The sequence below is a fragment of the Prevotella sp. oral taxon 313 genome, from assembly GCF_003043935.1.
Lineage (GTDB): Bacteria > Bacteroidota > Bacteroidia > Bacteroidales > Bacteroidaceae > Prevotella > Prevotella jejuni.
In genome coordinates this window covers 304529-327938 of record NZ_PYXE01000001.1, presented here as the reverse complement: position 1 = coordinate 327938, position 23410 = coordinate 304529, and the positions used below count along the sequence as shown (strand labels likewise).

At 40.0% G+C, this 23410-nt stretch carries 20 protein-coding genes and 1 pseudogene; 9 read left to right on the top strand and 12 right to left on the bottom strand.

The annotated features are described in order from the left end of the window. Positions 1-40 precede the first annotated feature (40 nt). The 5 genes from AXF23_RS01375 to AXF23_RS01355 all read left to right on the top strand — a co-directional run bounded on the left by AXF23_RS01375 (position 41) and on the right by AXF23_RS01355 (position 7057). Positions 41-1333: a radical SAM/SPASM domain-containing protein gene (locus AXF23_RS01375; protein ID WP_107624041.1), complete on the top strand. Its 1293-nt coding sequence runs from the start codon at positions 41-43 to the stop codon at positions 1331-1333. After that, positions 1330-3642, top strand: a complete 2313-nt coding sequence (locus tag AXF23_RS01370) for an outer membrane beta-barrel family protein (RefSeq protein ID WP_107624040.1) — start codon at positions 1330-1332, stop codon at positions 3640-3642. The genes AXF23_RS01375 and AXF23_RS01370 overlap by 4 nt, the downstream gene beginning before the upstream one ends. A gap of 11 nt (positions 3643-3653) precedes the next feature. After that, a complete protein-coding gene (locus tag AXF23_RS01365) occupies positions 3654-5858 on the top strand; it encodes a peptidase domain-containing ABC transporter (protein WP_009013045.1) in 2205 nt (734 codons plus the stop codon). Between the two features lie 18 nt (positions 5859-5876). Then, positions 5877-6356, top strand: coding sequence for an RND family efflux transporter (locus tag AXF23_RS01360; RefSeq protein ID WP_009013044.1), 480 nt, complete (start codon positions 5877-5879; stop codon positions 6354-6356). 281 nt (positions 6357-6637) lie between these two features. After that, positions 6638-7057: a nucleoside 2-deoxyribosyltransferase gene (locus AXF23_RS01355; protein WP_107625758.1), complete on the top strand. Its 420-nt coding sequence runs from the start codon at positions 6638-6640 to the stop codon at positions 7055-7057. Positions 7058-7500: 443 nt separating this feature from the next. Here AXF23_RS01355 and AXF23_RS01350 read toward each other — a convergent pair whose 3' ends face one another. The 12 genes and pseudogenes from AXF23_RS01350 to AXF23_RS01295 form a co-directional block, all read right to left on the bottom strand. Continuing rightward, the gene (locus AXF23_RS01350) at positions 7501-10113 is read right to left on the bottom strand and encodes a TonB-dependent receptor (RefSeq protein ID WP_233251213.1); all 2613 of its coding nucleotides are present in this window, start codon (positions 10111-10113) and stop codon (positions 7501-7503) included. Continuing rightward, positions 10110-10949, bottom strand: a complete 840-nt coding sequence (locus tag AXF23_RS01345) for a GLPGLI family protein (protein ID WP_107624038.1) — start codon at positions 10947-10949, stop codon at positions 10110-10112. The genes AXF23_RS01350 and AXF23_RS01345 overlap by 4 nt, the downstream gene beginning before the upstream one ends. Positions 10950-11021: 72 nt before the next feature. Then, complete coding sequence (locus tag AXF23_RS01340) at positions 11022-11312, bottom strand: type II toxin-antitoxin system YafQ family toxin (protein ID WP_107624037.1); 291 nt, start codon at positions 11310-11312, stop codon at positions 11022-11024. Next, positions 11312-11527 carry a hypothetical protein gene (locus tag AXF23_RS01335; RefSeq protein WP_107624036.1) on the bottom strand — a complete coding sequence of 72 codons (216 nt, stop codon included), beginning with the start codon at positions 11525-11527 and terminating at the stop codon, positions 11312-11314. The genes AXF23_RS01340 and AXF23_RS01335 overlap by 1 nt, the downstream gene beginning before the upstream one ends. 130 nt (positions 11528-11657) lie before the next feature. Then, on the bottom strand, positions 11658-12473 hold the full coding sequence (locus AXF23_RS01330) for a WG repeat-containing protein (RefSeq protein WP_107624035.1): 816 nt from the start codon (positions 12471-12473) through the stop codon (positions 11658-11660). Between the two features lie 17 nt (positions 12474-12490). Next, on the bottom strand, positions 12491-13207 hold the full coding sequence (locus tag AXF23_RS01325) for a hypothetical protein (protein WP_107624034.1): 717 nt from the start codon (positions 13205-13207) through the stop codon (positions 12491-12493). Positions 13208-13388: 181 nt separating this feature from the next. Further along, positions 13389-13829 (bottom strand): penicillin-binding transpeptidase domain-containing protein, encoded by a 441-nt coding sequence (locus tag AXF23_RS01320; protein WP_255413681.1) that lies wholly within the window; start codon positions 13827-13829, stop codon positions 13389-13391. A gap of 105 nt (positions 13830-13934) precedes the next feature. Beyond that, positions 13935-14177: a hypothetical protein gene (locus AXF23_RS01315; RefSeq protein WP_107624033.1), complete on the bottom strand. Its 243-nt coding sequence runs from the start codon at positions 14175-14177 to the stop codon at positions 13935-13937. A 487-nt stretch (positions 14178-14664) separates the two neighbouring features. Continuing rightward, positions 14665-15021, bottom strand: a pseudogene (locus AXF23_RS01310) (tyrosine-type recombinase/integrase); the annotation flags it as partial. A gap of 56 nt (positions 15022-15077) precedes the next feature. Next, entirely contained in the window at positions 15078-16436 is a 1359-nt protein-coding gene (locus tag AXF23_RS01305; RefSeq protein ID WP_107624032.1) for a pepsin/retropepsin-like aspartic protease family protein, read from the bottom strand. 48 nt (positions 16437-16484) lie between these two features. After that, on the bottom strand, positions 16485-17888 hold the full coding sequence (locus AXF23_RS01300; RefSeq protein ID WP_004381093.1) for a retropepsin-like aspartic protease: 1404 nt from the start codon (positions 17886-17888) through the stop codon (positions 16485-16487). A 156-nt stretch (positions 17889-18044) separates the two neighbouring features. Beyond that, positions 18045-18440: a hypothetical protein gene (locus AXF23_RS01295; protein WP_107624031.1), complete on the bottom strand. Its 396-nt coding sequence runs from the start codon at positions 18438-18440 to the stop codon at positions 18045-18047. A gap of 629 nt (positions 18441-19069) precedes the next feature. Between AXF23_RS01295 and AXF23_RS01285 the strand changes: the two genes are divergently transcribed. The 4 genes from AXF23_RS01285 to AXF23_RS01270 all read left to right on the top strand — a co-directional run bounded on the left by AXF23_RS01285 (position 19070) and on the right by AXF23_RS01270 (position 23375). Further along, positions 19070-19348 (top strand): hypothetical protein, encoded by a 279-nt coding sequence (locus tag AXF23_RS01285; protein WP_089366310.1) that lies wholly within the window; start codon positions 19070-19072, stop codon positions 19346-19348. Then, the gene (locus AXF23_RS01280; RefSeq protein ID WP_107624029.1) at positions 19345-19764 is read left to right on the top strand and encodes a type II toxin-antitoxin system VapC family toxin; all 420 of its coding nucleotides are present in this window, start codon (positions 19345-19347) and stop codon (positions 19762-19764) included. Before AXF23_RS01285 ends, AXF23_RS01280 begins: the two co-directional genes overlap by 4 nt. Positions 19765-19950: 186 nt before the next feature. Then, entirely contained in the window at positions 19951-20925 is a 975-nt protein-coding gene (locus AXF23_RS01275; protein WP_107624028.1) for a glycoside hydrolase family 130 protein, read from the top strand. 191 nt (positions 20926-21116) lie between these two features. Then, on the top strand, positions 21117-23375 hold the full coding sequence (locus AXF23_RS01270; RefSeq protein WP_107624027.1) for a GH92 family glycosyl hydrolase: 2259 nt from the start codon (positions 21117-21119) through the stop codon (positions 23373-23375). Positions 23376-23410 lie beyond the last annotated feature (35 nt).

The window sequence follows — 23410 nt, the reverse complement described above, 5'->3', positions numbered from 1 at the left end:
CCTTTAGATAGGTGGATACTATTTATTAAATATAAAGCAGATGAAGAGTACAAGATACAAGGAACTTGAGGTTGGGGATAAGAAATTCATTTACAATGATTTGAGCATGTCTTTGATTTTGATGAAATCTTCTTCCGAAAAACTCGATAGTAAAAAGATGAAATCTATATTAGGTGCCCCTTGTATAGAAACAAAGGTTAACAACACAGAACCCCATAGGGATATAAATAGAATTACTTTATGTGTTTCTAATAATTGCAATTTGAGATGTAAATATTGTTATGCACAAGGAGGTGATTATGGTGCCGTAAGATCTCTAATGACAATTGATACAGCAAAGAGTTTTATATCCTTTTGCAAAAGTAATTTTGATTCTATCAATAAAATTGTTTTTTTTGGAGGCGAACCTTTACTCAATGAGAAAGTTATTGATTTCGTATGTAAAGAAATAACCAATATGTACAGAGGGGAAAAACTCAAAACTCCAAAATTTTGCATTGTAACAAATGGAACTATCCTAAATCCCGTATTACTTGGGGTCATTAGGAAATATATTAGTAGTATAACCGTTAGCATAGATGGACCTGAAACTATACATGACTTTAATAGAATTCGTGCGAATGGAAAAGGAAGCTACAGCTCTGTTGTCAATTTTATTGCAGAAATTAAGAAAATAAAAACTATAGAGTTATCTTATGAAGCTACTTTTACACAAAAAGCAATAAAAGAAGGCTTCGAGCATATGAAATTAAAGCAGTATCTCAAAAGTTCTTTTGGAATTTCAGGTGCCATTGTTAATGATTCTCATTTAGATAAAGGTTATGCGTTATCTTATATTGATTCTATCACAAGAGAGCAAATGCGTGAAAGTGAATTTCGCTGTCTGCCCACTGAATTTTGGAACATTTTGGAGCACCTAATCAAGAAGAATAACAATCTCTTTTGCAACGTTGGCTTCAACAACATATCTGTTTCTGTAAACGGAGAAATATATGGTTGCCATCTATTAAATGAGAAGTCCAATTGCAGTTTAGGTAACATTGCGGGTGCTAATTTATACACTGATATGCAAAAGTTCAAATATGCAATTAGTCATGTCAACAAGGAAAACCAAGACTGTGTTAATTGTTGGTGCAGGAATCTATGTGGCGGCTGTACCGTAGAGTGTTTTTATGACGAGAAAAAAGGATGTTTTACTAATCGTCCCCAAAAGGAGTTTTGCGAGTTCCGTCAAGAATATATTAAGAAGATTTTGACATTACTGGTGGTTATAAGGACTGATGAACCTCTTTGGAGGCTATTGATTAACAGTTTAAACGGTAAAGAACTATGAGAAGAATACTTTTGATATGTTTATTGTCACAGCTTGTTGTCCTATCTTACGCACAAAGCGTGATGGGCAAAGTAGTGGATACTCATCATGCTCCCATACCATTTGCCAATGTTGTGCTGCTCAACGCCAAGGATTCCACTTTCATGGCAGGGACTGTGACTAAGGAAGACGGCTCTTTTTCTTTGGAGACAGGGGGCTCTAACAATATTCTGAAAGTGTCGAGCATAGGATATGTGACAACACTGATAGCATTCAAAAGTAGTAATATCGGGGATATAATATTGGATGAAGGCAACCGAACCCTTGCTGAGGTCATCGTGAAAGGTTCTTTACCACAATATAAGGCTGTTGCCGGTGGACTGAACATTGATATTCATAACTCCTTACTGAAGGATGTGGGAACGGCAAACGATGTCGTCTCTATGCTGCCAGGCATTGAAGGTAATAACGGCAATTTCACGGTCTTTGCCAAAGGCACACCTGAAATATACATCAACAACAGGAAGGTACAGAATGCCAACGAACTCAAGTACTTGAAATCGAATGAGATAAAAAGTATAGACATCATCACGACACCGGGGGCAAGATACAACTCGGAAGTGGGTTCGGTCATTCGTATAAGTACCATTAAGAACACAAGCAGCGGCATCGGCGTGACAGCCTTCGGCCAAGGTGAGTATGCCCGGAAATGGACCACTTACGATGACGCTGCCATCAAGTATCATACAGGTGGTCTTGAAGTGACTGGGGCCTTATCTTTTACAAATGGCTATAATGCTGCGGATGCAACGATCACAGATGACTTTAAGAGCAATGGCAACCATATTAATATATTACAAGTGTGCCCTAATGATTTCTGGTATACTATCGCCGACGGGAAGATTGGGGCAAGCTATGACATCGGTGGGAACAACTTTATTGGGCTGTCCTACAAACTCGATGGCTCTATATACGAGGGAGGACACGCTAACACGCAACAGACCATAACGAGAAACCAAGTATTGGAAGGCTATGTTGACCAGCAGATGACCATTCTTGAAAACGAAAACCCACAACACGAGGCTAATTTGTATTACCTGGGCAAAGTGGGGATGCTTGGCATAGACCTAAATGGTACATGGGTGTGGAAGAAGTCTTCCCACAACCAGATGTCGGCAGAAAGCAGCGAGGAATTAGAGGGCCGTCTCATCCATTCTTCAAGTACCAACAGGAACAGGATGTTGGCTGCAAAGCTCATCCTTACCTATCCCATATGGAAGGGAGAGGTAAGTGTCGGCAGTGAGGTGTCCCATACTAAAACACATGGGTTATACAACAATGTTGAGCAAATACTCACGTCATCGGATGACGAGATACGCGAGAGCAACACTGCCTTGTTTGCCGAGTACTGTGCTCCTTTTGGAAATTTCAATATCGTTGCTGGATTACGTTATGAGGATGTGAAATCCTACTACTATTCATTTGGGGAATTGCAGACAGGACAGAGCCGTGATTATAACGATCTGTTCCCCAATGTCTCCATTGGCTGGCACCACAGGCTGGCCGAGGTGCAGTTCAGCTATGGGAAGCGCATAAGCAGGCCTAGTTATCAGTCGCTTAGCTCCAATGTGCAATATGACAACCGCTACGAGTATGAGGGAGGCAACCCGCTGCTGAGACCCACAATAATACATAACGTTGACTTGCTTTTTACTTATTCATGGCTTCATCTTGCAGCCGGGTACAATTACCGGAAAGATGCACGGTTCTCATTTGCAGATTTGTATCAGGAGGACTCTGAGATTACTATCTGGAGAAATAAGAATTTCGACAAACAGCAGTCGTTCAACGCCTCCATTACACTGTCGCCGAAATTCGGATTCTACAAGCCTTCACTCCTGTTAGGCTACTGGCAGCAGTTCCTTGATATGAAACAATATGGGGTATCAGAAGATCTGAACAAGCCCTTGTGGAAGATGGATTTCCGCAACTGGTTTGAAATAAACAATACCTGCAAGGCAATGCTCTATTTGAGGTACAGGTCAGGCTATGATGATGGATTTACCAGAAACAAGCATTCGTTTAGCGTCAACCTCCGATTGCAAAAGGATTTCCTACAGAAATCTCTGACCGTCTCACTATATGCCAACGACATATTCAAGCAGCAGCGCGACCGTTGGACGGGTTATTACAGTGTGGCTACTATGACTAAGGACTCGTACGGCTATACTAGGGTCATTGGTATCTCTGTGTCTTACAATTTCAACAATACAGGAAAAGGCAAATACAAGGGAACAGGTGCCGGTAATGATGAAAAGTCAAGGTTGTAAAAGGCTTTAGCATGAAAGATAGCTTCAAGTGTATAATTCAGTCGGACAGTATGATGTGCGGCATCACCTGCTTGCAAATGGTATGTAAACATTTTGGCAGGGAAGTCTCATTGCGTACATTGTCAAAACTTTGTGTTGCGACATCAGAGGGAGTTTCGATGCTGGGTGTCAATGAAGCTGCAAATAAGCTCGGACTACGCACAATGTGTGCAAGAACCGATTTTGATACTCTGAGCAAGGCTACTCTTCCTTGCGTCCTCCATTGGAATCAGAATCACTTTGTCGTGCTCTACAAGGTGAGGAAAGGGCGTATCTTTTATGTGGCTGACCCTGGCAAGGGACTCGTGAAATATAATCTTGAGGAGTTCGGGAAACACTGGGTAAGCACTGCTTCTCAAGGAGAAGAGAAAGGTATAGCGATGTTTCTCGAGCCCACACTGGAGTTCTACTCGCATAAGGTGGACAATGAGGAAGAGGACGGCAGCCCAAGGTCTTTCCAGTTCCTCTTTGGTTACATTAAGCAATATCGCAAGTACTTCGGTCAAATTGTTTTAGGCTTGCTCGTTGGCAGCCTATTGCAGCTTATTCTGCCTTTCCTCACACAATCTATCGTGGATGTGGGCATTAAAAACCAAAACATTGGCTTTATATGGCTGATACTCCTTGGACAGCTGATGCTTACCATTAGTAGAACTGCCATCGATTTTATCCGCCGTTGGCTGTTGCTCCATATCTCATTGCGTATAAACATTTCGTTGGTGAGTGATTTCTTCATTAAGCTTTTAAAGTTGCCAATGTCGTTCTTTGATACCAAACTAATGGGCGACCTTATGCAGCGTATGGGCGACCATAGCCGTGTAAACTCGTTTCTGACACAACAAACGCTCAGTATTGTGTTCTCGCTTTTCACCTTTGTGGTGTTCAGCATTGTATTGCTATCCTATAACTGGCTTGTCTTCGCCATTTTCATGCTCGGCAGTCTGCTTTATGGCGGTTGGCTTGCGCTCTTCCTAAGACGCAGAAAGGTACTCGACTACGAACTCTTTGAGCAGCAAGCCATCAACAACAACAAGACTTACGAGTTTATCACCTCCATGCAGGAGATAAAGCTCCAAGACTGCGAGCAGCGCAGACGCTGGGAATGGGAGGACGTGCAGGCAGACCTCTTTGGAGTGCAGATGAAATCGCTGAAACTCCAGCAGACACAGGAGGCAGGCAGCATCTTCATCAACGAACTAAAGAACATCGTCATCACAGTGGTGGCAGCAACTGCTGTTATTCACGGACAACTAACACTGGGTATGATGCTTGCCGTGCAGTACATTATTGGACAGCTCAATTCGCCAGTGGAACAGTTGATGAGTTTCTTCTACTCTGTACAGGATGTAAAGATAAGCCTTGAACGTATCAACGAAATCCACCGTATGGACGATGAGAACGGAAAGCAAGGATTGGAAACCTCTGTGAAAGAAGAGGATAAGGGCATAGACCTTGAAAACGTAAACTTCAAATACGACCCGCATGCACTGAAAACTATTATAGATAATGTTAGCCTCACAATCCCCAAAGGCAAGGTAACAGCTATTGTAGGTGCGTCGGGTAGCGGAAAAACCACCCTTATCAAACTCATGCTGGGCTATTATCCTGTGCTGGGCGGACAAATCAATATTGGAGGAACAGATGTAAACACGCTCAATAAGAAGTGGTGGCGCAGACAATGTGGCGTGGTTATGCAGGACGGCGTGATATTCTCTGAGTCAATAGCACGCAATATAGCCGTAGACGATAAGGAGATAGACAAACAGCGATTGCAGACAGCTGCAGAGATAGCCTGTATTCACGATTATGTGATGGGGCTGCCATTAAAGTATAATACTAAGATAGGTCGCGATGGTGTGGGCTTGAGCCAAGGGCAGAAACAGCGTATATTGATAGCGAGAGCCGTCTATAAGAACCCCAACTATATTTTCCTTGACGAAGCCACCAACTCGCTTGATGCTAACAACGAACGTATGATTGTGGAACATCTGGACGAGTTCTACAAAGGCAAGACGGTAGTTATAGTGGCTCACAGATTAAGTACGGTGAAGAATGCCGACCAGATAGTGGTACTGGATAAAGGCAAGGTGGTCGAGATCGGCAACCACGAGGAACTCACGGCAAAGCGTGGTGCATACTACAATCTTGTAAAGAATCAATTGGAGTTAGGCAACTAACGTAAAGGAAAGACAACTATGGCAGACGACAAGATAGAACTCCGCAGCGAGAAGATAAGGCATATCATCGGCGAGATACCATCAAGAATTGTACGATATGGTATCACAATCATCACCATTGTGTTATTAGTACTGTTAGTAGGTGCATATTTTATACCTTATCCCGAAACCATCAGCGCAAGAATTGAGATGACCAACAGGCAACAAGGCACAGTAGATATTCCTTATAAATACGTGAATACTGTAAAAAAAGGAAAGAACGTTAGCATCGAGTTGGAGGGATACAATACAGAAATGTATGGTGCAGCCAATGGCATGATAACAGCCACAATGCATACGCCCCGACAAACGGCAGCAGGCAACGTGTTCACAGCACAGGTAAAAGTAACAGATTGCAAGTATAAAATTATCAGTGGAATGACGGGTACAGCCTCCATACTTGTAAGCAATGAAAGCGTGCTTCAGAGGATTGGCAGGCAAATAACAAACAGCATATAATTTCCTTTTTAATCGTAATCAAGCGGTGAAAGAAGAAGGGCAGATGTAGTTACTGCGTAGTACCATTGTTTCGGGTATTTTACTACACGTTAATCCTTTTTCTTTCACCGCTTTAACTCCTATTGTAGTAATGTAGTAAGATATAATCGGTGAATTCTGCCCTTTTTGAAAAGAGCATTTCTACGCAAATCGTTCCGTTCATTCCTCATTATCAGTTTGTTTATGTCAGCTTCGATTTCTCTTCATTTTCGTTGATTAGTTACCAAAGAAAGTGTTACAGAATGAAGAAGACGGTATATTTCGCAGGTTCTATCCGTGGCGGTAGAGAGGATGCTGCAGTGTATAAGCGGATGATAGACTATATCAACAAGACCGATATAGTACTTACGGAGCACATCGGTTTAGGAAACCTAAGCGTGAAGACACGTACAAAAGAGGATGATGTGCATATATATGAGCGTGATACAGAGTGGATTAGGGCGTCTGATGTGTTGATAGCAGAGTGTACGAACCCCTCTCATGGCGTCGGTTATGAACTGGCATACGCTGAGGCTCGTAATATCCCAGTGCACATCTTCTATGATAAAAGCAAAGCTAATGTCTCTGCAATGTTGAATGGCAACACCCGCTTCAAGCTTTATCCATACGAGAGAGAAGCGGAGATATATCCCGTTCTTGATAATATCTTAGGAAATAAGTAGGGGTGGTTTAATAGAGAGAAATCAATATCTTCGGGGATTTGGAGTGATAAGGACCACCTGAGTTTAGGACTTATAAGAAACGTCACACAGAGAAAAGGAGAAGACGGAGGATTATTACATACAAAGTAATGGTAGTCACAGAGGCACCGTCGGTGCGTAGAGCAACGGAGGTTATTTGCCAGTTTTATTTGAGATTCTATGCCCAAAGCATTTATCTCAAATGATGTCAAGAATCTGTATGCTACACCTCTGTCGCTCTTTGTGCCATTGGCACCTCCCTGACATAGCGCTCTTCTCCTTCCACTCCGTGCCTCTGTGTGCCTTATTATGTAAGAGTTTTAGATTATCACTCTATATTTCGGAAGTTCCAAAAAACAATATTCGAGGTTGACAGTATTCTCCTATTCTTGTCAAGAAAGGGATAGGCACGCTTGCATCATATATCATAAAGCAAAGTGAGTAGTAAGCATCACACATCTTGGACGGAGCTGGTAGAGGGTGTAGCCTTCGGTGAGGTTGCTATTAGAACGATAGACAAAGGTGTCCGTATTGAGGATGTTATCGAAGTTAAGAACGAGTTGCACCTTCTTACTTGGCTTGAAGGTGATGCTAAGAGTCATAAAGGTATAGTCCTTTCTATCGGTAAAACCACTGTTATGTGTGTATTGTAAGGTCGTATTCAACAGTAGTCTATCAGGGAGGAAAGTCACGTCAAGAGACGTCTCATTGCTGACGTTGCGAATAGTATTTATGTAGTTACCTGCCTTTGATTGGGAGATAGTCCACCTGTAGTTATCTGTCAATCGGATATACTTGATAAGATTAAAGGCAAGGTTAGCAGAGATAAAGAAGCTATTAAACTGATAGTTGGTGATGACAGACTGGCGTAGTATCTTACTTGTGTTAGTGGAGTATTCAGCTGTTGCGCCAATACTCGTATCGTGCCAAGCGATTTCCTTTCTTGTGCTTATCGTTATTGAGTAATTGTTACTATGGTTTGGAGCATATTCAGCTTGCAATAGTGTATGTGCATTCTGGTCTATTGTCGTACCATAGAGGATGTCACTCCATGAACAACTAACCGCCCCAGAGAGATAGGCAAAGAACTGATGAGGGATATTCTTGTAGTGTATCTTCCCATGTATAGTAGCCGATTTGTTTTCGGATAGGTTTACTTTGTAGCGGTTCAATGTCCTATAGTTGCTCATCAGATAAGCAGTCATTAGGTTTCTCCAGTTCGTAGGATACATACCATAACTCCCTCCTGCAGAAAGCGTCCAATTGTCTGTTGCTTTCCAAAGCATTGTAAAAGAAGGCGAGAAGAGTAGGGTCATGCGCTTTCCCGTCGTCGTTTCGTTAGCTATCGGTTCGTTATCCACCTTCGTGTAGTTGAGTGATAAAGGTAGATTGAACGATAGACGGAACGTGTTTTTGACATATTGTAGGTTGGCTCCCAAGTTGCTTTTCATCTGCAAGTAACCCATGTCTCCGCTCGTCGCCATCATCACAGCTGTATCGTTTAATAGACTTCTCAGTCTCACATATTCAATATCAAACTCTGCGGAAGGCGCAATGGTCCAATTGTGTTTTCGGATGTTTCTTATTAAGGTAAGACTGTTGTAACTTCCCATGTTTGAGAGTCTTACATCTTGTCTTGCCTGCATATCCCCTTCAATGGCGAGTGCTTGTGGATTTGTCTGTACAAAGTTGGTTGTCTTTAGATAGAAACCTCCGCCATTGGTTGTACGTTGGATCCATTCTGTATGATTGTTCAGTCCTAAGTTCCTGTTAAAGGCATGCTGCAGAAAACTGGCCTTGTTAGCTACAACCAGTCCGTTGTCATCGCTCCAATTCCCTGCTAAGTCAAGTGTGTTCTTAAGATAAGTCTTATTGCCATTATCCTCAAGATGCAACTGCACTGTGGTCGCATTCGTTGTGTTACGGGCTGATATATCTTCTGATATCATACGAGTACTTGCGTCGGGGAGTAGGTAAGTGGTTTGTGAATAGCTACTTTGCCGTTGGATATCGTGCCTGTAAGTAATGTTATACTTTATTTCCGCCGTCTCACTCAGTTTGTTGAGATTACTGAAACAGAGGTTATGTTGATTGTTACGTAGACTCTTTCCGACAGGAGAAGAGCCTGGAAAGATAATAGAAGTAAGGTTGGAGGGTCTAATATTATGCTCTCCATAGTACGACTTAAGCCAGTTGACACTTGAACCGATATTATCTGTTTCGTAATAGAAAACGTGCTGTTGTCTTTGTGCAAAGTACATAAGGGCAGCATTGATATCTCTCAGTAAACCGTTGGAATCGAAGCCTACCCCTAAGTCTATGGTTTTTAGCCATCTGCCCTTTGCTTTCTTCTTTAGCCTTAAGTTGATAGCTGCCGATTCAGGTGGTATCTGATCCTGCAATGCCTTGATGTGTTCATGGTTTTCCATCACCTGCACCGTACTGACATCCTCAGCCTTAATACCATTCGTTGCGATGCTATATTTGCCCGCAAACATATCCATGTTCTCAATATAGAAATGATTGATAGGTACACCTTGATACTTCACCATGCCACCTTCTAACGTGATACCTGGCAGCTGTTTGAGAATGTCACCAATGGTTCTGTCCTGTCCTTTCATATAGGCAGAGACCAAGTAGTTCAGTGTGTCCCTACTTCCCCATAGCTTTCTTGCCTTTATCTCCACTTCTTTCAGTGTGATACTCTCGTAGACAGCATTGAAGTTAACGGTTTGACTTATAGGGGTTATCCGCTTCACCTGCCGTTTTATATTGAATCCTGTCAGGCTTAAAAGAAGGTTGTCTGTGGTCTTTGGGTAACTGATAGAATATCTGCCGCCATCATCGGTCACGCTACTCGCAAGAATGGAAGAGTCCTTCTCTTGTATGATGGTTAGAATACAACCATCCATAGGTTGATGTTTATTATCAACCACACGCCCAGTAATAGTCAGAGAGTCTCCCTGACTATTCTGAGCCATACTGTTTATAGACAATAAGCCGATAAACGATAGTAAGATAAGTAGGCGTCTTATCATTCTCGTTCCAAAGGATTGTCGAATGTAAAGAGCGTTAGTTTCACAACTTGTCCATTGAAATTAGTTGTAGTGAAGTTGTAACCATAACTCTCAAGGTAGCCTGCAGGATCTTTCAGCAAGAGCCTCTCTTGCTTTCGTGTGTTCTCACGAGAAGTCTTTACATAGTTCCTGTCAAGGAAATAGATAGGCGTTGCTGTCTTAGGCTTTTCTATGCCAGTAACCGTCCAATGATAATCTCCCTCTTCGGTTTCAGCCTCCATAACCAAGCCAGGCAGTCCTGTAAACTTCCACGGACCATAGGAAAGCGGAATCTTGGTAGTGAACCATACCTTATAATTTCTTCCACGATAAGAACAGGTTGCGGCTGTACAATCGTAGTCTAAAAGCGTTTTATGCTCGGTTGTAATCTTCCATTGCATCTTCGGAGTAGCTTCTTGATAAAGGTAAGAGCCAGCCCCGTCCATATTGTAAATAACTGTTGTCTTTCCCTTTGGATAGCCAATATAGGTTTCACCAATGTTAGCGACGAGTTTCATAGATGCTCTTGAGCCACGCTTCCCATTACGTAGAAAGGCTTTAGCCATGCGCAGGTCGGCATTATGCTCGCTCTCCACAAAACTTTGGCACACCTTACGTCCGATGTAAGTATATACTTTTTCATTGTCAGGATTATTCTGTCCTGATAGGTCATATTTAACGGTTAGGTCATAAGAAACAATCAGCTGCGTTGTGTCGATTGCTGTGTGCTTAAAAACATCCTGTTCCTTCATTTCTTGTGCATTTGCAGATAGCGACAAGGTGAGCGCAATGAGTAGTAGATTAATCTTCAATTTCATAGTTGTCTTATTTATATAAATAGGTAAAGCAAAAAGTGAGTACAATAGTACGAAATGATTTATCACTTGGTTTTATCGTTTCTTCTTGCCAAATAAATCAGCGTGTGTTCCTGTATTCATCATGAGTAAGGTCAACTCTGTATTATTCTGCTCCCATATAAGCAACCAGTCAGGTTGTATATGGCATTCCCATTGCCCATCCCTATTACCATGTAACATGTGAGGTTTGAATTGGGCAGGAACTCTACCGTTAGTAACCAATTCGTTGATAATCTCTTTGAGTTTATCCATTGGCAACCCACGCTTCTTGCATCGTTTGAGGTCTTTCTCAAACTGGTGTGTTGTCAAGAGCTTATATGCCATCAGATGCCTAATTTGGAAAACAATTCGTCTGCACTGGCATACTCATTGACACGTCCTTGTTCTTTGTCATTAAGTGCCTGTTCGTAAGCGGTGTGCTTAGTTGTGGTTTTATGTATCGTCCACCCCATACGCTTTACGAGCGACTTTAATAACGATGTATCAGCCTTGGGTATTTCCAAGGAATAGGTGTCTGTCAGTGTACTATCTGTATTCATTACATATCCTCCTATATTTTTGTTTATATTGCAAATATAGTCTTTTCTTTTGAGAGAGGCAAGAGAATAAAATTAAAAGTACCAAATGATTGCTCAAATGGTGCAAACAACCCTATTAATTGGAATACCCTTATCGGAATAGTTCTATGTTGCTAAAATCAAAATCCTGTGCGCGTATTTTTTCTGTTTCATTGTTACTTAACAAATCTATGATGTCTTTATTACAAATAATATCAGTCTTATCAAACCTTGGGATGATTAAGTATTGTTGACTACCAAAAACAGTACCTTCTTCATCCATGACGTATAAAGTATTCCCTTGGGAAAAACAAAATATTCTCTTTTCTCTTATTTTTCCATCGGTAAGTTCCCAGCGATAATATCTATTGCTTTTATTATGAATTCTACCCTTTAGTTCTTCGATTCCATTTGCTATTTTTTCTATCATAGAATCTTTCTCCATATCATATATAGGAGGGATAATTTCTATTCCACAACTATTTATCAAGCCGATATAATCTCCAAGTGTTACTGTAGCAAATGATTCGTCAATAGGTGTAATTGCGTCATAGCGTGGATGGAAGATTTCTTGTCCATCTTTATTTAACAGTGAATATTTAGGATTATAAAAAGCGTTGTGACTTTTTCTTTTTTGATAAACCCAAAGCCAGTTGAAGTTTTCAGAAAGTCCATCAGCAATGATTGCAATAAACTTTTTCCCCCATAGGTATAATCCAGAGTAAACAGGTGGAACTATAGTCTTAAAATTGGTATTTAGAACACCATACTTTTTATTTAGTCTTATGAGATATATGTTGTCAGTAGGAATATATTCTATAGACTCATATATGCAAGGAATTATTATGGTATTATTTTCGTTGATGATGCCATAGTGTTCCCTCTCTTGAATGATGTAAACACCTTCTTGCGTTTCTATCTTTTTCATATATTTTATATTATTTGTTAATCTAATATCCAATCTCCGCCATTCTCATATATATATTCTAACTCACCCTCTTGTCCCCAATCGTTAGAATCATCGCAATCATAACTACAACTTTTGCTTAGTAATTCTGCATCACGGCTTTCAATAACAAATTTCTCCATAGCTCGTTTCGCACCATCCCGCAAGAAAAGTTCTTGTAGTGTTTGTTCTTTATAGTGGGTTTGATTTGCCTTCAGATTTAGATAAACAAGCATTGGACAGAATAAATCATCTATTTTATTTGCTGAATATATAGAATAATACCTTGTCCTGAATAAATAATCTGAATTTCCTACACTATTAGAGAATACACTATTAGAAGAGAATACACTATTAGAAAATAAGAACTCATCAAAACTGACGAATGCGATTCTATGTTTATAATCAAATTGTGGACAATATTTGTCAAGTATGCTAAAAGCATATCTTTTGAATCTTGCTACAGCACGATACAAAGGATGCTCATTTTTATAACTATTATAAAGAATCAACATATTAGGATCATTAAGTTTTTCAATATTGTAGATAGGGTTATTAAATGTGCTTTGCTTATATGCATCGTTTACTTTGCATATTGAAATCTTCCCTTTAGTATCTTTCGCTAATTTGGAGAATGGGCTAATAAACTCATATACGGCCTGCTGTAAGAACTCATCAACTATTTTTTTGTTATACTCAAAGTTATTACCATACATCCTTAATGGAGTCTTAGCGAAATCAAGAACTTTTATTGCTGTATATTTGGGCAGTAAATTTTTAGTGCAATCTTCCTCGTTTATAAAACTGATTATTGTTTTTACCTTTAATATCTCAAGAAAACTATGAAATTTAGTGGAATCAATCCACTTAGGGTTTATTAAATAGATATTTATACTATCAAAAAAAGTTGTTTGTTTCTACTATTTGTTTTGTTATTTCTCCTGCCATTCCACTACTTGCTGGTAATCCTTTCTTATTCAAAGAAACGATGATGCTGTATTGTGGATTGTCTGATGGATAGTAGCCACAGAACTGTAAGCAGTAAACTGTGTTATCTCTATCGTCTTTTGCAGCGACAGCTCCTTGTTCACCAGCGATGCTCACTTTATTAGAGTGTGCTTGATGTGCAAGACCATCTTTTACTTTCTGCACAAGTAATTGCTGAATGATGGCAATGTTTTTTTTACTCGCAAGTTGTTCTTTTATAATAGTGGTATCCCTCTTATGAAAAGTAGGCTTTACCATCTTACCATTATTGGCTATGGCATTATAAAAGGTGAATATCTGTAAAGGGGTTATCTGCTGATTCTTTCCATTTACAAACTTGGCAAAGGAAATATCATCATTGTTGTAAATTTGGCTCTAATGTAGAATTGAAATTTTGACCAGAACTTATAATAAGTAATACCTAATAGTGTAACCAATATTATATCTCTTATAACCCTATTTTTCATTATAATTTAAACTCATATATTTATCTAATTCCATTCTATCAGCAATAATATTACCATCTTTATCCTTAAAGCAAATGTTTGTAGGTTTACATTTGTTTATATTACTTAAGAACTGCTGAATACTCAATGCTATAGCTGTTTCTGCTTTAATTCTTTCTTTTGGTAACTCCCATTCTACAGAAAATTCAATTTCTTTTCCTGTACTACCAATTTGAAAACATATCTTATTCATAAGAAAAAGTTTCTTGCCAACTGTTTCCCAGAAGTAAGCGGTTACTATTTAGGTAAATGGAAAAAGCGTGGGAACTATTGCTGTTATCTCCTCTGTGGTCGTGGAAAGTACCTACTGCAGATAATCAACAATAGCCCACGCATTGAGGTATATTATTCCCATTGGTAAGGGTACAATAATCCCAAGCGTGAGCCTTGCTGTCATCATCCTTGCAGTATTGAAATTTTCCACGTTTCAGAGGAAGGATAATTAAAGCAAACGCTCTTTTTAAAAGTTGAACTCTTTGTAACGCATATCTGCACACAGATGTACTGAAAGTCCACTGCAAAGATAGATAAATTTTCTTATTAAATGTTTCTTTCTTGCAAAAAGTTTGTGTAACAGAGTAATTTCTCTAATTTAAGAGTGTTTTGTTTATTATTCAGTATGTGATGACATTTTTAGTATAGGGTGTATAAAAGAATTATTCTCTGAAAAATGTCATTGCTTAGAATGTAAGACAGTCGTAGGTTTCCAAGATTTCTTCCTTACGTAATCCAAGATAGCGTTTGGTAATAGCTACAGATGAATGGTTGAAAAGCTCCATTAGCTTGATTAGTGCCAGTTCTGCATTGTCACTATTCATGTTATAAACTTATCTTCCAAATGTCTTTCTCAAACTATGGCAGCTGAAATGTTTTATTTTCAGTCTGTACCTCTGTTTGAGTTCTTTGAGTATTACGTTGATACGTTGCACGGTGAAAACTGTACCTTTCTGACTAACAAGGACAGGAGCTGTAATGCCAAGAGGATTGATATGCTCGTAACAGTCTTTAATATGCAATTGTAGTTCTATGTTGAACTTGCGCTAACAGTAATCGCTTTGGTTGACTCCATCTTTTATGATTTATCTAAAATACTCTATTTGGCAGATATTCCTTCTTTCCAACCTTTTATCTTCATCTGCTTAAAGTCAAAGACTATAGTTTGTCCTATTGATTGGAAGAAAGTCAAGCCTAATAGAACATCATAGCTAGTTGTTGTTTCTGGTACAATGTCTATTTTTTCCTTTGTATCTATTGGCCTACCATTAATAGTCAATGAAGGTGATTTTAATATTAAATTCGGAATAGAAACAGCATTACCATCAGTTGTTACATACATGCTTTTATTCCAATTTTCCGATGGAAACTGGTGCTTCTTATAGAACTTGTCACACATCTTAATATAAACAACATCACCTGTACTTATCTTTCCAATAGCTGTTTTTTTACTTATCGTAATTGGCATAAACAAATAAGGATAATCGACATATGCAAAATACATTTTTTCTTCTACATCTGCATTTGGAAGACTATCTACAGGAAAACTAATCTCCTGCCGTTTCCAGTCTATCGCTATCGTTTCTAACTGCCTGATAATAGGAAGTCCTATCTTTGGTTTATTTGCTTCAGCATAAATCTCCTTTATTCTTTTTGCCTCTTTCTTTGACAACTTATGCTTATCAATGCCTTTTATAGGGGTGGCAACCTTCGAAACTAACGCAGGTACATTCTTAAATAGAATACTGCCAATACGAATAGAATCTAAGTAAACAACAGGGAAACCTGCTACACTATCCGCACCCACCACCAATCCCAATTGCTTAGCAACCTGATGCGTTATTATCATTGGATAAGGTGTCGCAGTCATCCATAAGCCTTCTAAAGATTTGTCGTTGACTTTAATCGGTGTCTTGAGAAGTGGCACTGCAGTAAACTTGATGGTTTGGCTTTTACCTTTGCGAATTGCATGTACTGGCGGTAATAAGTTCCGCTCTCTTAGGCGTTGTTCTCCGCTTGAGATTAGCTTTTCAACCGATTTATTATATTCCGCATCATTATAATAAGCCTTTTGGGAAATATAATATTCTCGTTTCAGCCATTCTACATGCGATGCAGCCTTATCATGCATTCCTTCTGCCTTACAGAGGTTTAGGAGTTCACGAGAAAGATACAACACATCAGCACCATATGCCATCCAGTTATACCTTAAATTTTCATCTATCAAGCTGATTGCCAAACGATTTTGATTTTGGGCGATTGCTGCCAGTATTTGCTTATGAAGTTTGATAAAAGGTGAAACTGAATCTGTGTCAGTGAACAGCTGACACGCTTCCAAAAATCTTCCCTCAGTGATGAGCCCACCATATCGTTCCATTTTAGATTGATAGCTTTGTGCCATCGTGGAAATTGTACATAAAGCCAACAACCCTAATGTTAGTAAGCTAAATTTCTTCATACTCTTTATTTATAACTTATTTAAATTCCACTCGAAAACTTTTATTCTTTAGTGCAAGTGAATAGCATCACTTTTTCTCCAGATCTTTAATTTCATCTCTTTAAAATCTAACACCATTACTTCTCCCAAGGATTTGAAAAAAGGGTATCCCAATTGTACATCCCAGGATTTCATATCTTGGTCTTCATCTCTATAGCCTATTACTTTTAATCTTTCCTTAGGCAACAGTAATTGATTGGCATAAGTTAAAGAAGGTTTTACTAAGAACACATTTGTCGTATCACTCACCCCATACAAAGTAAGGCTATAGGAATGAGCATTTACATCTTTTATTGTAGAAAACCGCTTGGGATAAGCGTTTACCAAATTTTTATGCATATCTGCAAAGGTTGTACTGCCTATGTCAATCATTGCTAATGCCCTTACAGAATTTATGGAAAATGGTGTTATCAACTTTGAATACTTGACACCGGTAACAAACATTTGTTCTTGCAAGGTAGGGGCCGGTAAGGTCTTCTTGGGAAAGAAGAAGCAATTATTTTTCCAGTCTATCCCTAGCTTCTCCAAATGCTTAATGACTGGCAACCCTATTATGGGAATATTCGAGGCCTCATACACCATTAAAGCATCATGAAGTTCTTTTTCAGATGCACGACGGTCATACAAGGCTGGAATAGGATTTACCATATCATGAATAAAAGCCGGAACATTGTAAAGGGTGAAATTGCCAATTATTAGAGAATCTACAATAATAAGCGGATCCTGTGCGTCCTTAGAATTAACGCTCTTATTTCTGTAATCAAGACCTAAGGCATCTGCATATCTATGAGGTATTAGCAAAGCGCCCTCTGACCCAGTATCCCATAAAAACATTTCCGAAGTCTGATTGATTTTCAAACGCGTTTTAATATGACTGTCAAGGATGAACTTTATTGGCTTAGGCTCACCCTTGCATACGATGCGCATTTGTGGTATCTTACGATTTTCTTCTAAGAACTTATATGTTTCTTCGATACATTTGCTAACCGCGTTATTAAGTGTTAGGTTCTGATAATATTGTAGCTGAGCAGGTGCATAGGTATTCTTCAGCCAATCATACTGACATTCTGCATCATCATACCTCCTTTCAGCAACATACAAATTCATCAAAAGGTTTGAAAACGACAGTGCTTCATCACCATACAATCTCCAATTAGTCCTAAGGTTTTTACACAACAGATCAATTGCCAAATCATAGCGATTCTTACCTACCTCTGTAAAAGCTTGAATTGCTAACTTGACGGAAGGGGCCACTGAATCCGTTGGGGCATATATTTGCCCCAACTCTGAAAATCGGCCAGAATTTAAAGCATCGAAAAATCGACTTAATTGTGCTTGTTTTTGCAATTGTGCGAGGCTCGGTCGAGATAATGCAAGAGTGGTCAATAAAATAAATAGGCGTAAATATTTCATATCCTATGTTTATATTACATAATTCTACTTGTTAATATCAACTGTAATTCCTACTGCAAAACCTGTAGGAGTGCCATGCTTATCTGTGGTAATACTTCTGGTAATTGTTGTAGCACCAACAGTTACACTGCCGCTTGTTTTACTACCAGTATACTCTCAATTTTTTAAGTTTTCACTATGTTCTGCTTTAAAGTTACCATTCTTATACCCACCAACAAGAGAAAAACTTCCATCTGTGTTTACCTTTTCTCCTCCATAAAAATGATTAAATCCTTGTGTAAATCCGAAACCTGCGTTTGGAAAGTTTCCTTTGTTGCTATCAAGAGACATGTCCATTTTTGAGTTCCCTTTCGAGAGACCTATACCCAGTGTTCCTTCCCCTTTCATCGTGTTCACCGAACCAAAAGGGGTAACCGTCCAACCAGTTGTTGGCGGTAATGTAGGTGAAGGTTGTGTACCATTTGAGCCTCCGCCTCCGCCTATCATTTGGGCAGCTTCTTCTGATGGGATCATTGTGAGTCCATCAAGATCTAAAGTGAATATTTTTTTCATCTTAATATTGTTTTTTGTAGATAGAAATATCTACACCTAAGATCCCCTGTTATGAAATAGACCATATACTTAAAGTTTTCTGCATTTACAAATCCCTTTGCCCTCCTTTTAACAAGTTGCTTCTGATAGGCCTAAAGCCTGTATAAATATCTCGATACTATTCATAAAACAAAGGTAATAATTTTATCTGAGTTTTCTATAATTACCCAAACGATTTGTTATAGATCCATTATATTTAGAGAGAAATATCCATTCCTCCTTAGACTTTTCAAATGTGGAACACGATTCTAATAATAATTTTCCTGTCATTTCTGTCACTCTGATTGAAGACATAACAGATTAGTTTACAGGCTTTTCTGTCCAAATGTTAAAATGACAGCAAACTGAAAATAAAAATATTGTTGGTTTTAAGTCCGTTATTCTCTTATGTAGTGAGGGTAATAGTGTAATGCTCCTTCCGCCTATTATTAGTTGCAATAAGAATGTGAAAACCAAGATGTAGATTTGGAGTTGTCATTGGAAAACGTTATATTTGCAGAAAATAAGCTGCACTCGGCAAATTGAAAGCAAGCTTTCTTTGCTCTCGTTTGCATTATTTTTGCAGAAAAATATAAACAGGAGGTATAATTATGGCAGGCACAATGACAAACATCGAGAACAATACGATACGCATGTATTGGAACGCATTGCGTTCGATGAGTAAGAACATTCGGTTGGGCTTAGCTGTGAAACTTACTAACTCTGTACTTGAGGAAGAACGCAAGGAAATGTCCGACGAAGCCTATACAGAAGAAATGCTTAATAAGTTTTTTGGGAAGTGGGAAGGAAACGAAACTGCTGAAGAATTGATGGGTATCATCAAGCAGAATTCCAGTTCAAGTGAACCAATTAGCTTTGAAGGCGTATGAAAAGTAAGAGCCAACATGGTCAGGTTTTGCTTGATAGCAATGTTCTAATTCATCTCCTACGTAAGAATGAAAGTGTACGGCAGCACATCTTGGAAATAGGGTGGCGCAACTGTTGTGTGTCTGAGATTTCTATTGTCGAGTTGCTTTATGGAGCAGAATGTAGTGCATATCCAGAAAAGAACCGTACTCTTTTGAAAGACTTGCTCAACCAACTTGAGATAATCCCTTTCTCTGTTTGTATCGAAGAGTTCTGTCGTCAGAAAGCAGTATTGCGAAGAAAGGGACAAATGATAGAAGATAATGACCTTTATATTGCCTCTACGGCACTTACGTTGGGGATTCCAGTGGCAACAGAGAATGTAAAACACCTTGCACGTATAGAAGGATTGGAAGTGCAGAACTGGGTTAAACGATAATTACGGCTATTTTAATAATAAGTTCGGTTGGTTAAATAACATATTTTTAACAGTTCTTGTTAAGAAGTGTTTTTCCTATTTAACGAATAATAAAAACTTAGTGTTTGTTGAAGTAAAAAGCTAACTTTGCTTGTAATTATTGTATAAATACATATATAAGACTGAAAGCATAAAACTATAATTACAATGAAAAGTCTAAAAGATATTCTACCTTGGGAGGACCGTCCAGAAGGATGCAAAGATGTGATGTGGCGTTATTCAAAGAACCCAATCATCGATCGTTATCATATTCCAACATCAAACAGTATTTTCAACAGTGCTGTTGTTCCTTTTGAAGACGGCTACGCAGGAGTGTTCCGTTGCGATAACAAGGCGGTACAGATGAACATCTTTGCTGGTTTCAGTAAGGACGGTATCAACTGGGAAATCAATCACGAGCCTATTAAGTTTGAGGCTGGTAACACTGAAATGATTGAGTCTGAGTATAAGTATGACCCACGTGTTACATGGATTGAGGATCGTTATTGGATTACTTGGTGTAACGGTTATCACGGACCAACAATCGGTATTGCTTACACCTTCGACTTCAAGAAGTTCTATCAGTGTGAGAATGCTTTTCTTCCATTCAACCGTAATGGCGTCCTCTTCCCAGAGAAGATTAACGGAAAGTATGCGATGTTGAGTCGTCCAAGCGACAATGGTCACACTCCTTTCGGTGACATCTATATCAGCTTCAGCCCAGATATGAAGTACTGGGGCGAGCATCGTTGCGTAATGAAGGTGACTCCATTCCCAGAGAGTGCATGGCAGTGTACGAAGATTGGTGCTGGTTCAGTTCCTTTCTTGACCGATGAGGGTTGGCTTTTGTTCTATCACGGAGTAATCAACACCTGTAATGGTTTCCGCTATTCAATGGGTGCAGCTATCCTTGATAAGGACAATCCTGAGAAGGTTCTCTATCGTACTCGTCCATATCTTTTAGCCCCAGCTGCCACCTACGAGTTGCAAGGTGATGTACCAAACGTTGTCTTCCCATGTGCTGCTTTGCAGGATGGCGAGCGTGTAGCCGTATACTATGGTGCAGCTGATACCGTCGTTGGTATGGCATTTGGCTATATTAAAGAGATTGTAGAGTTCACTAAGAACAATAGTATTTTATAAGGTGTTAAGTGTTGGGTGTTGATGATTTGTTAGGTGATAGGTGTTGGGTGTTGATGAATTGCTTAGAAGTAAATAATGATAGCTTCATCACAATTCATCACCACCCAACACCTATCACCCATCACCACCTAACACCCACTACCTATCACCTACTATTCATCACCACCTAACATCCAACATCCAACACCCAAATGAATCGTAAATTCCTATTAGTACTACTTCTTTCCTTGTCTTTCCTCTCGCTGAAGGCGATTAGTAAGGGTGGGGAAGAGCCTGTTGACCTTGTCAATCCTTTTATCGGAACATCTAATTTTGGTACAACCAATCCGGGAGCAGTATGCCCTAACGGACTGATGTCAGTCGTACCATTCAACGTAATGGGTTCCGATTTGAATAAATATGACAAGGATGCACGCTGGTGGTCAACTCCTTACGAATATCATAACGTCTTTTTCACTGGTTATTCTCACGTCAACTTGAGTGGTGTGGGCTGCCCAGAGGTAGGCTCATTGTTGCTTATGCCAACGACAGGAAAGCTGAATGTAGACTATAAGGAGTACGGAAGTACATACGAAAAGGAGGTTGCGCACCCCGGTTATTATTCTAATTATCTGAAAAAGTATAATGTGAAGACAGAGGTGACAGCTACTCCTCGCAGTTCTGTTGCACGTTTCACATTCCCGAAAGGAGAAAGTCATATCTTGCTGAACCTCGGTGAAGGACTCACTAATGAGTCGGGTGCCATGGTGAAGAAGGTAAGCGACACAGAGTATGAGGGCGTAAAGCTGCAGGGTACATTCTGTTATAACCCTCAGGCTGTATTCCCAATTTACTTCGTGATGCGCGTCAGCAAGAAGCCTACAGAGGCTGGTTATTGGAAGAAACAGCGTCCGATGACAGGCGTAGAAGCTGAGTGGGATGTCGACAATGGTAAGTATAAGCTCTATAAGACCTATAACAAGGAACTCTCTGGCGATGATATCGGTGTATGGATGAACTTCAACACAGAGGCTGACGAGCAGATAGAGGTACAGATGGGTGTGTCATTCGTAAGTATGGCAAACGCCCGTGAGAACCTTGATGCCGAACAGCGTGGAAAGAACTTCGACGCTATTCGTGCTGAGGCGCGTGCTAAGTGGAATGATGACCTCTCTCGCATCCTCGTTGAGGGTGGTACAAAGACAGAGCGCACAATCTTCTATACAGCTCTTTATCATACGCTTATCCATCCAAATATCCTGCAGGATGTCAACGGACAGTACCCTGCCATGGAGGGTGATGAGATTCGAACGGTGAAGGAGGGCAACCGTTATACGGTCTTCTCTCTGTGGGACACCTATCGCAATGTGCATCAGTTGCTTACGTTGGTTTATCCAAATCGTCAACGCGACATGATTCGTTCGATGATTGGGATGTACGAGGAGCATGGCTGGATGCCAAAGTGGGAACTCTTTAGTCGTGAGACTTACACGATGGAAGGTGACCCAGCTATCCCTGTTATCACTGATTCTTGGTTGAAAGGTCTGCGTGGTTACGATATTAATAAGGCTTACGAGGCGTTCCGCAAGTCGGCTTTGACAAAGGGAAGCGAGAATCCGCTGCGCCCAGATAATGACGAATATATGGAGAAGGGATATGTTGCTTTGCACGAGCAGTTCGACAATTCTGTTTCTCACGCACTCGAATACTACATTGCCGACAATGCCCTCTCACGTTTGGCTACGGCATTGGGTAAGAAAGATGATGCCCGCCTGTTCCACAACCGTGCTTTGGGTTATCGCCATTACTTCAGCAAGGAGTTTGGCTTGTTGCGCCCATTGATGCCAGACGGCACCTTCTATAAGCCTTTCGATCCAAAGCAGGGAGAGAACTTCGAACCATCTCCGGGCTTCCACGAAGGTAATGCGTGGAACTATACTTTCTATGTTCCGCATGACGTTATGGGACTTGCAAAGCTCATGGGAGGACAGAAAAACTTTGTAAACAAGCTCCAGAGTGTGTTCGACAAGGGTTATTACGACCCTGCCAATGAGCCTGATATTGCTTATCCTTACCTTTTCTCTTATTTCAAGGGCGACGAGTGGCGTACACAGGTACAGACACGCAGACTCTTGAAGGAGTATTTTAAGAATGCACCAGAGGGCATCCCGGGTAATGATGACACTGGAACAATGTCGGCTTGGGCTGTGTTCAATATGATAGGTTTCTATCCTGATTGTCCGGGCGACCCATCTTACACGCTCACCTCACCAGTCTTTGATAAGGTTACTATCCGTTTGGATAAGGCACAGTGGGGCAGAGATAACCTCTTGATTGAGGCTGTTCGTCCAAATGATGAGGCTGTTATCATTAAGAAGATAGAATTAGGGGGTAAGCCATTGAACCGCTATCGCATCACGAATGATGAACTCTTGAAGGGCGGAGTATTAAAGTTTTATTTAAAGAAATAAGGTGGGGCATTCGAGGCTAATACCTATCGTATATC

Bases quoted from the DNA above. Each gene is read 5' to 3' on its own strand.
- AXF23_RS01345 (WP_107624038.1), bottom strand. From the start codon at position 10,949: ATGAAATTGAAGATTAATCTACTACTCATTGCGCTCACCTTGTCGCTA.
- AXF23_RS01355 (WP_107625758.1), top strand. From the start codon at position 6,638: ATGAAGAAGACGGTATATTTCGCAGGTTCTATCCGTGGCGGTAGAGAG.
- AXF23_RS01305 (WP_107624032.1), bottom strand. From the start codon at position 16,436: ATGAAGAAATTTAGCTTACTAACATTAGGGTTGTTGGCTTTATGTACA.
- AXF23_RS01285 (WP_089366310.1), top strand. From the start codon at position 19,070: ATGGCAGGCACAATGACAAACATCGAGAACAATACGATACGCATGTAT.
- AXF23_RS01335 (WP_107624036.1), bottom strand. From the start codon at position 11,527: ATGAATACAGATAGTACACTGACAGACACCTATTCCTTGGAAATACCC.
- AXF23_RS01325 (WP_107624034.1), bottom strand. From the start codon at position 13,207: ATGTATGGTAATAACTTTGAGTATAACAAAAAAATAGTTGATGAGTTC.
- AXF23_RS01330 (WP_107624035.1), bottom strand. From the start codon at position 12,473: ATGAAAAAGATAGAAACGCAAGAAGGTGTTTACATCATTCAAGAGAGG.
- AXF23_RS01275 (WP_107624028.1), top strand. From the start codon at position 19,951: ATGAAAAGTCTAAAAGATATTCTACCTTGGGAGGACCGTCCAGAAGGA.
- AXF23_RS01350 (WP_233251213.1), bottom strand. From the start codon at position 10,113: ATGATAAGACGCCTACTTATCTTACTATCGTTTATCGGCTTATTGTCT.
- AXF23_RS01300 (WP_004381093.1), bottom strand. From the start codon at position 17,888: ATGAAATATTTACGCCTATTTATTTTATTGACCACTCTTGCATTATCT.
- AXF23_RS01340 (WP_107624037.1), bottom strand. From the start codon at position 11,312: ATGGCATATAAGCTCTTGACAACACACCAGTTTGAGAAAGACCTCAAA.
- AXF23_RS01375 (WP_107624041.1), top strand. From the start codon at position 41: ATGAAGAGTACAAGATACAAGGAACTTGAGGTTGGGGATAAGAAATTC.
- AXF23_RS01360 (WP_009013044.1), top strand. From the start codon at position 5,877: ATGGCAGACGACAAGATAGAACTCCGCAGCGAGAAGATAAGGCATATC.
- AXF23_RS01370 (WP_107624040.1), top strand. From the start codon at position 1,330: ATGAGAAGAATACTTTTGATATGTTTATTGTCACAGCTTGTTGTCCTA.
- AXF23_RS01315 (WP_107624033.1), bottom strand. From the start codon at position 14,177: ATGAATAAGATATGTTTTCAAATTGGTAGTACAGGAAAAGAAATTGAA.
- AXF23_RS01270 (WP_107624027.1), top strand. From the start codon at position 21,117: ATGAATCGTAAATTCCTATTAGTACTACTTCTTTCCTTGTCTTTCCTC.
- AXF23_RS01295 (WP_107624031.1), bottom strand. From the start codon at position 18,440: ATGAAAAAAATATTCACTTTAGATCTTGATGGACTCACAATGATCCCA.
- AXF23_RS01280 (WP_107624029.1), top strand. From the start codon at position 19,345: ATGAAAAGTAAGAGCCAACATGGTCAGGTTTTGCTTGATAGCAATGTT.
- AXF23_RS01365 (WP_009013045.1), top strand. From the start codon at position 3,654: ATGAAAGATAGCTTCAAGTGTATAATTCAGTCGGACAGTATGATGTGC.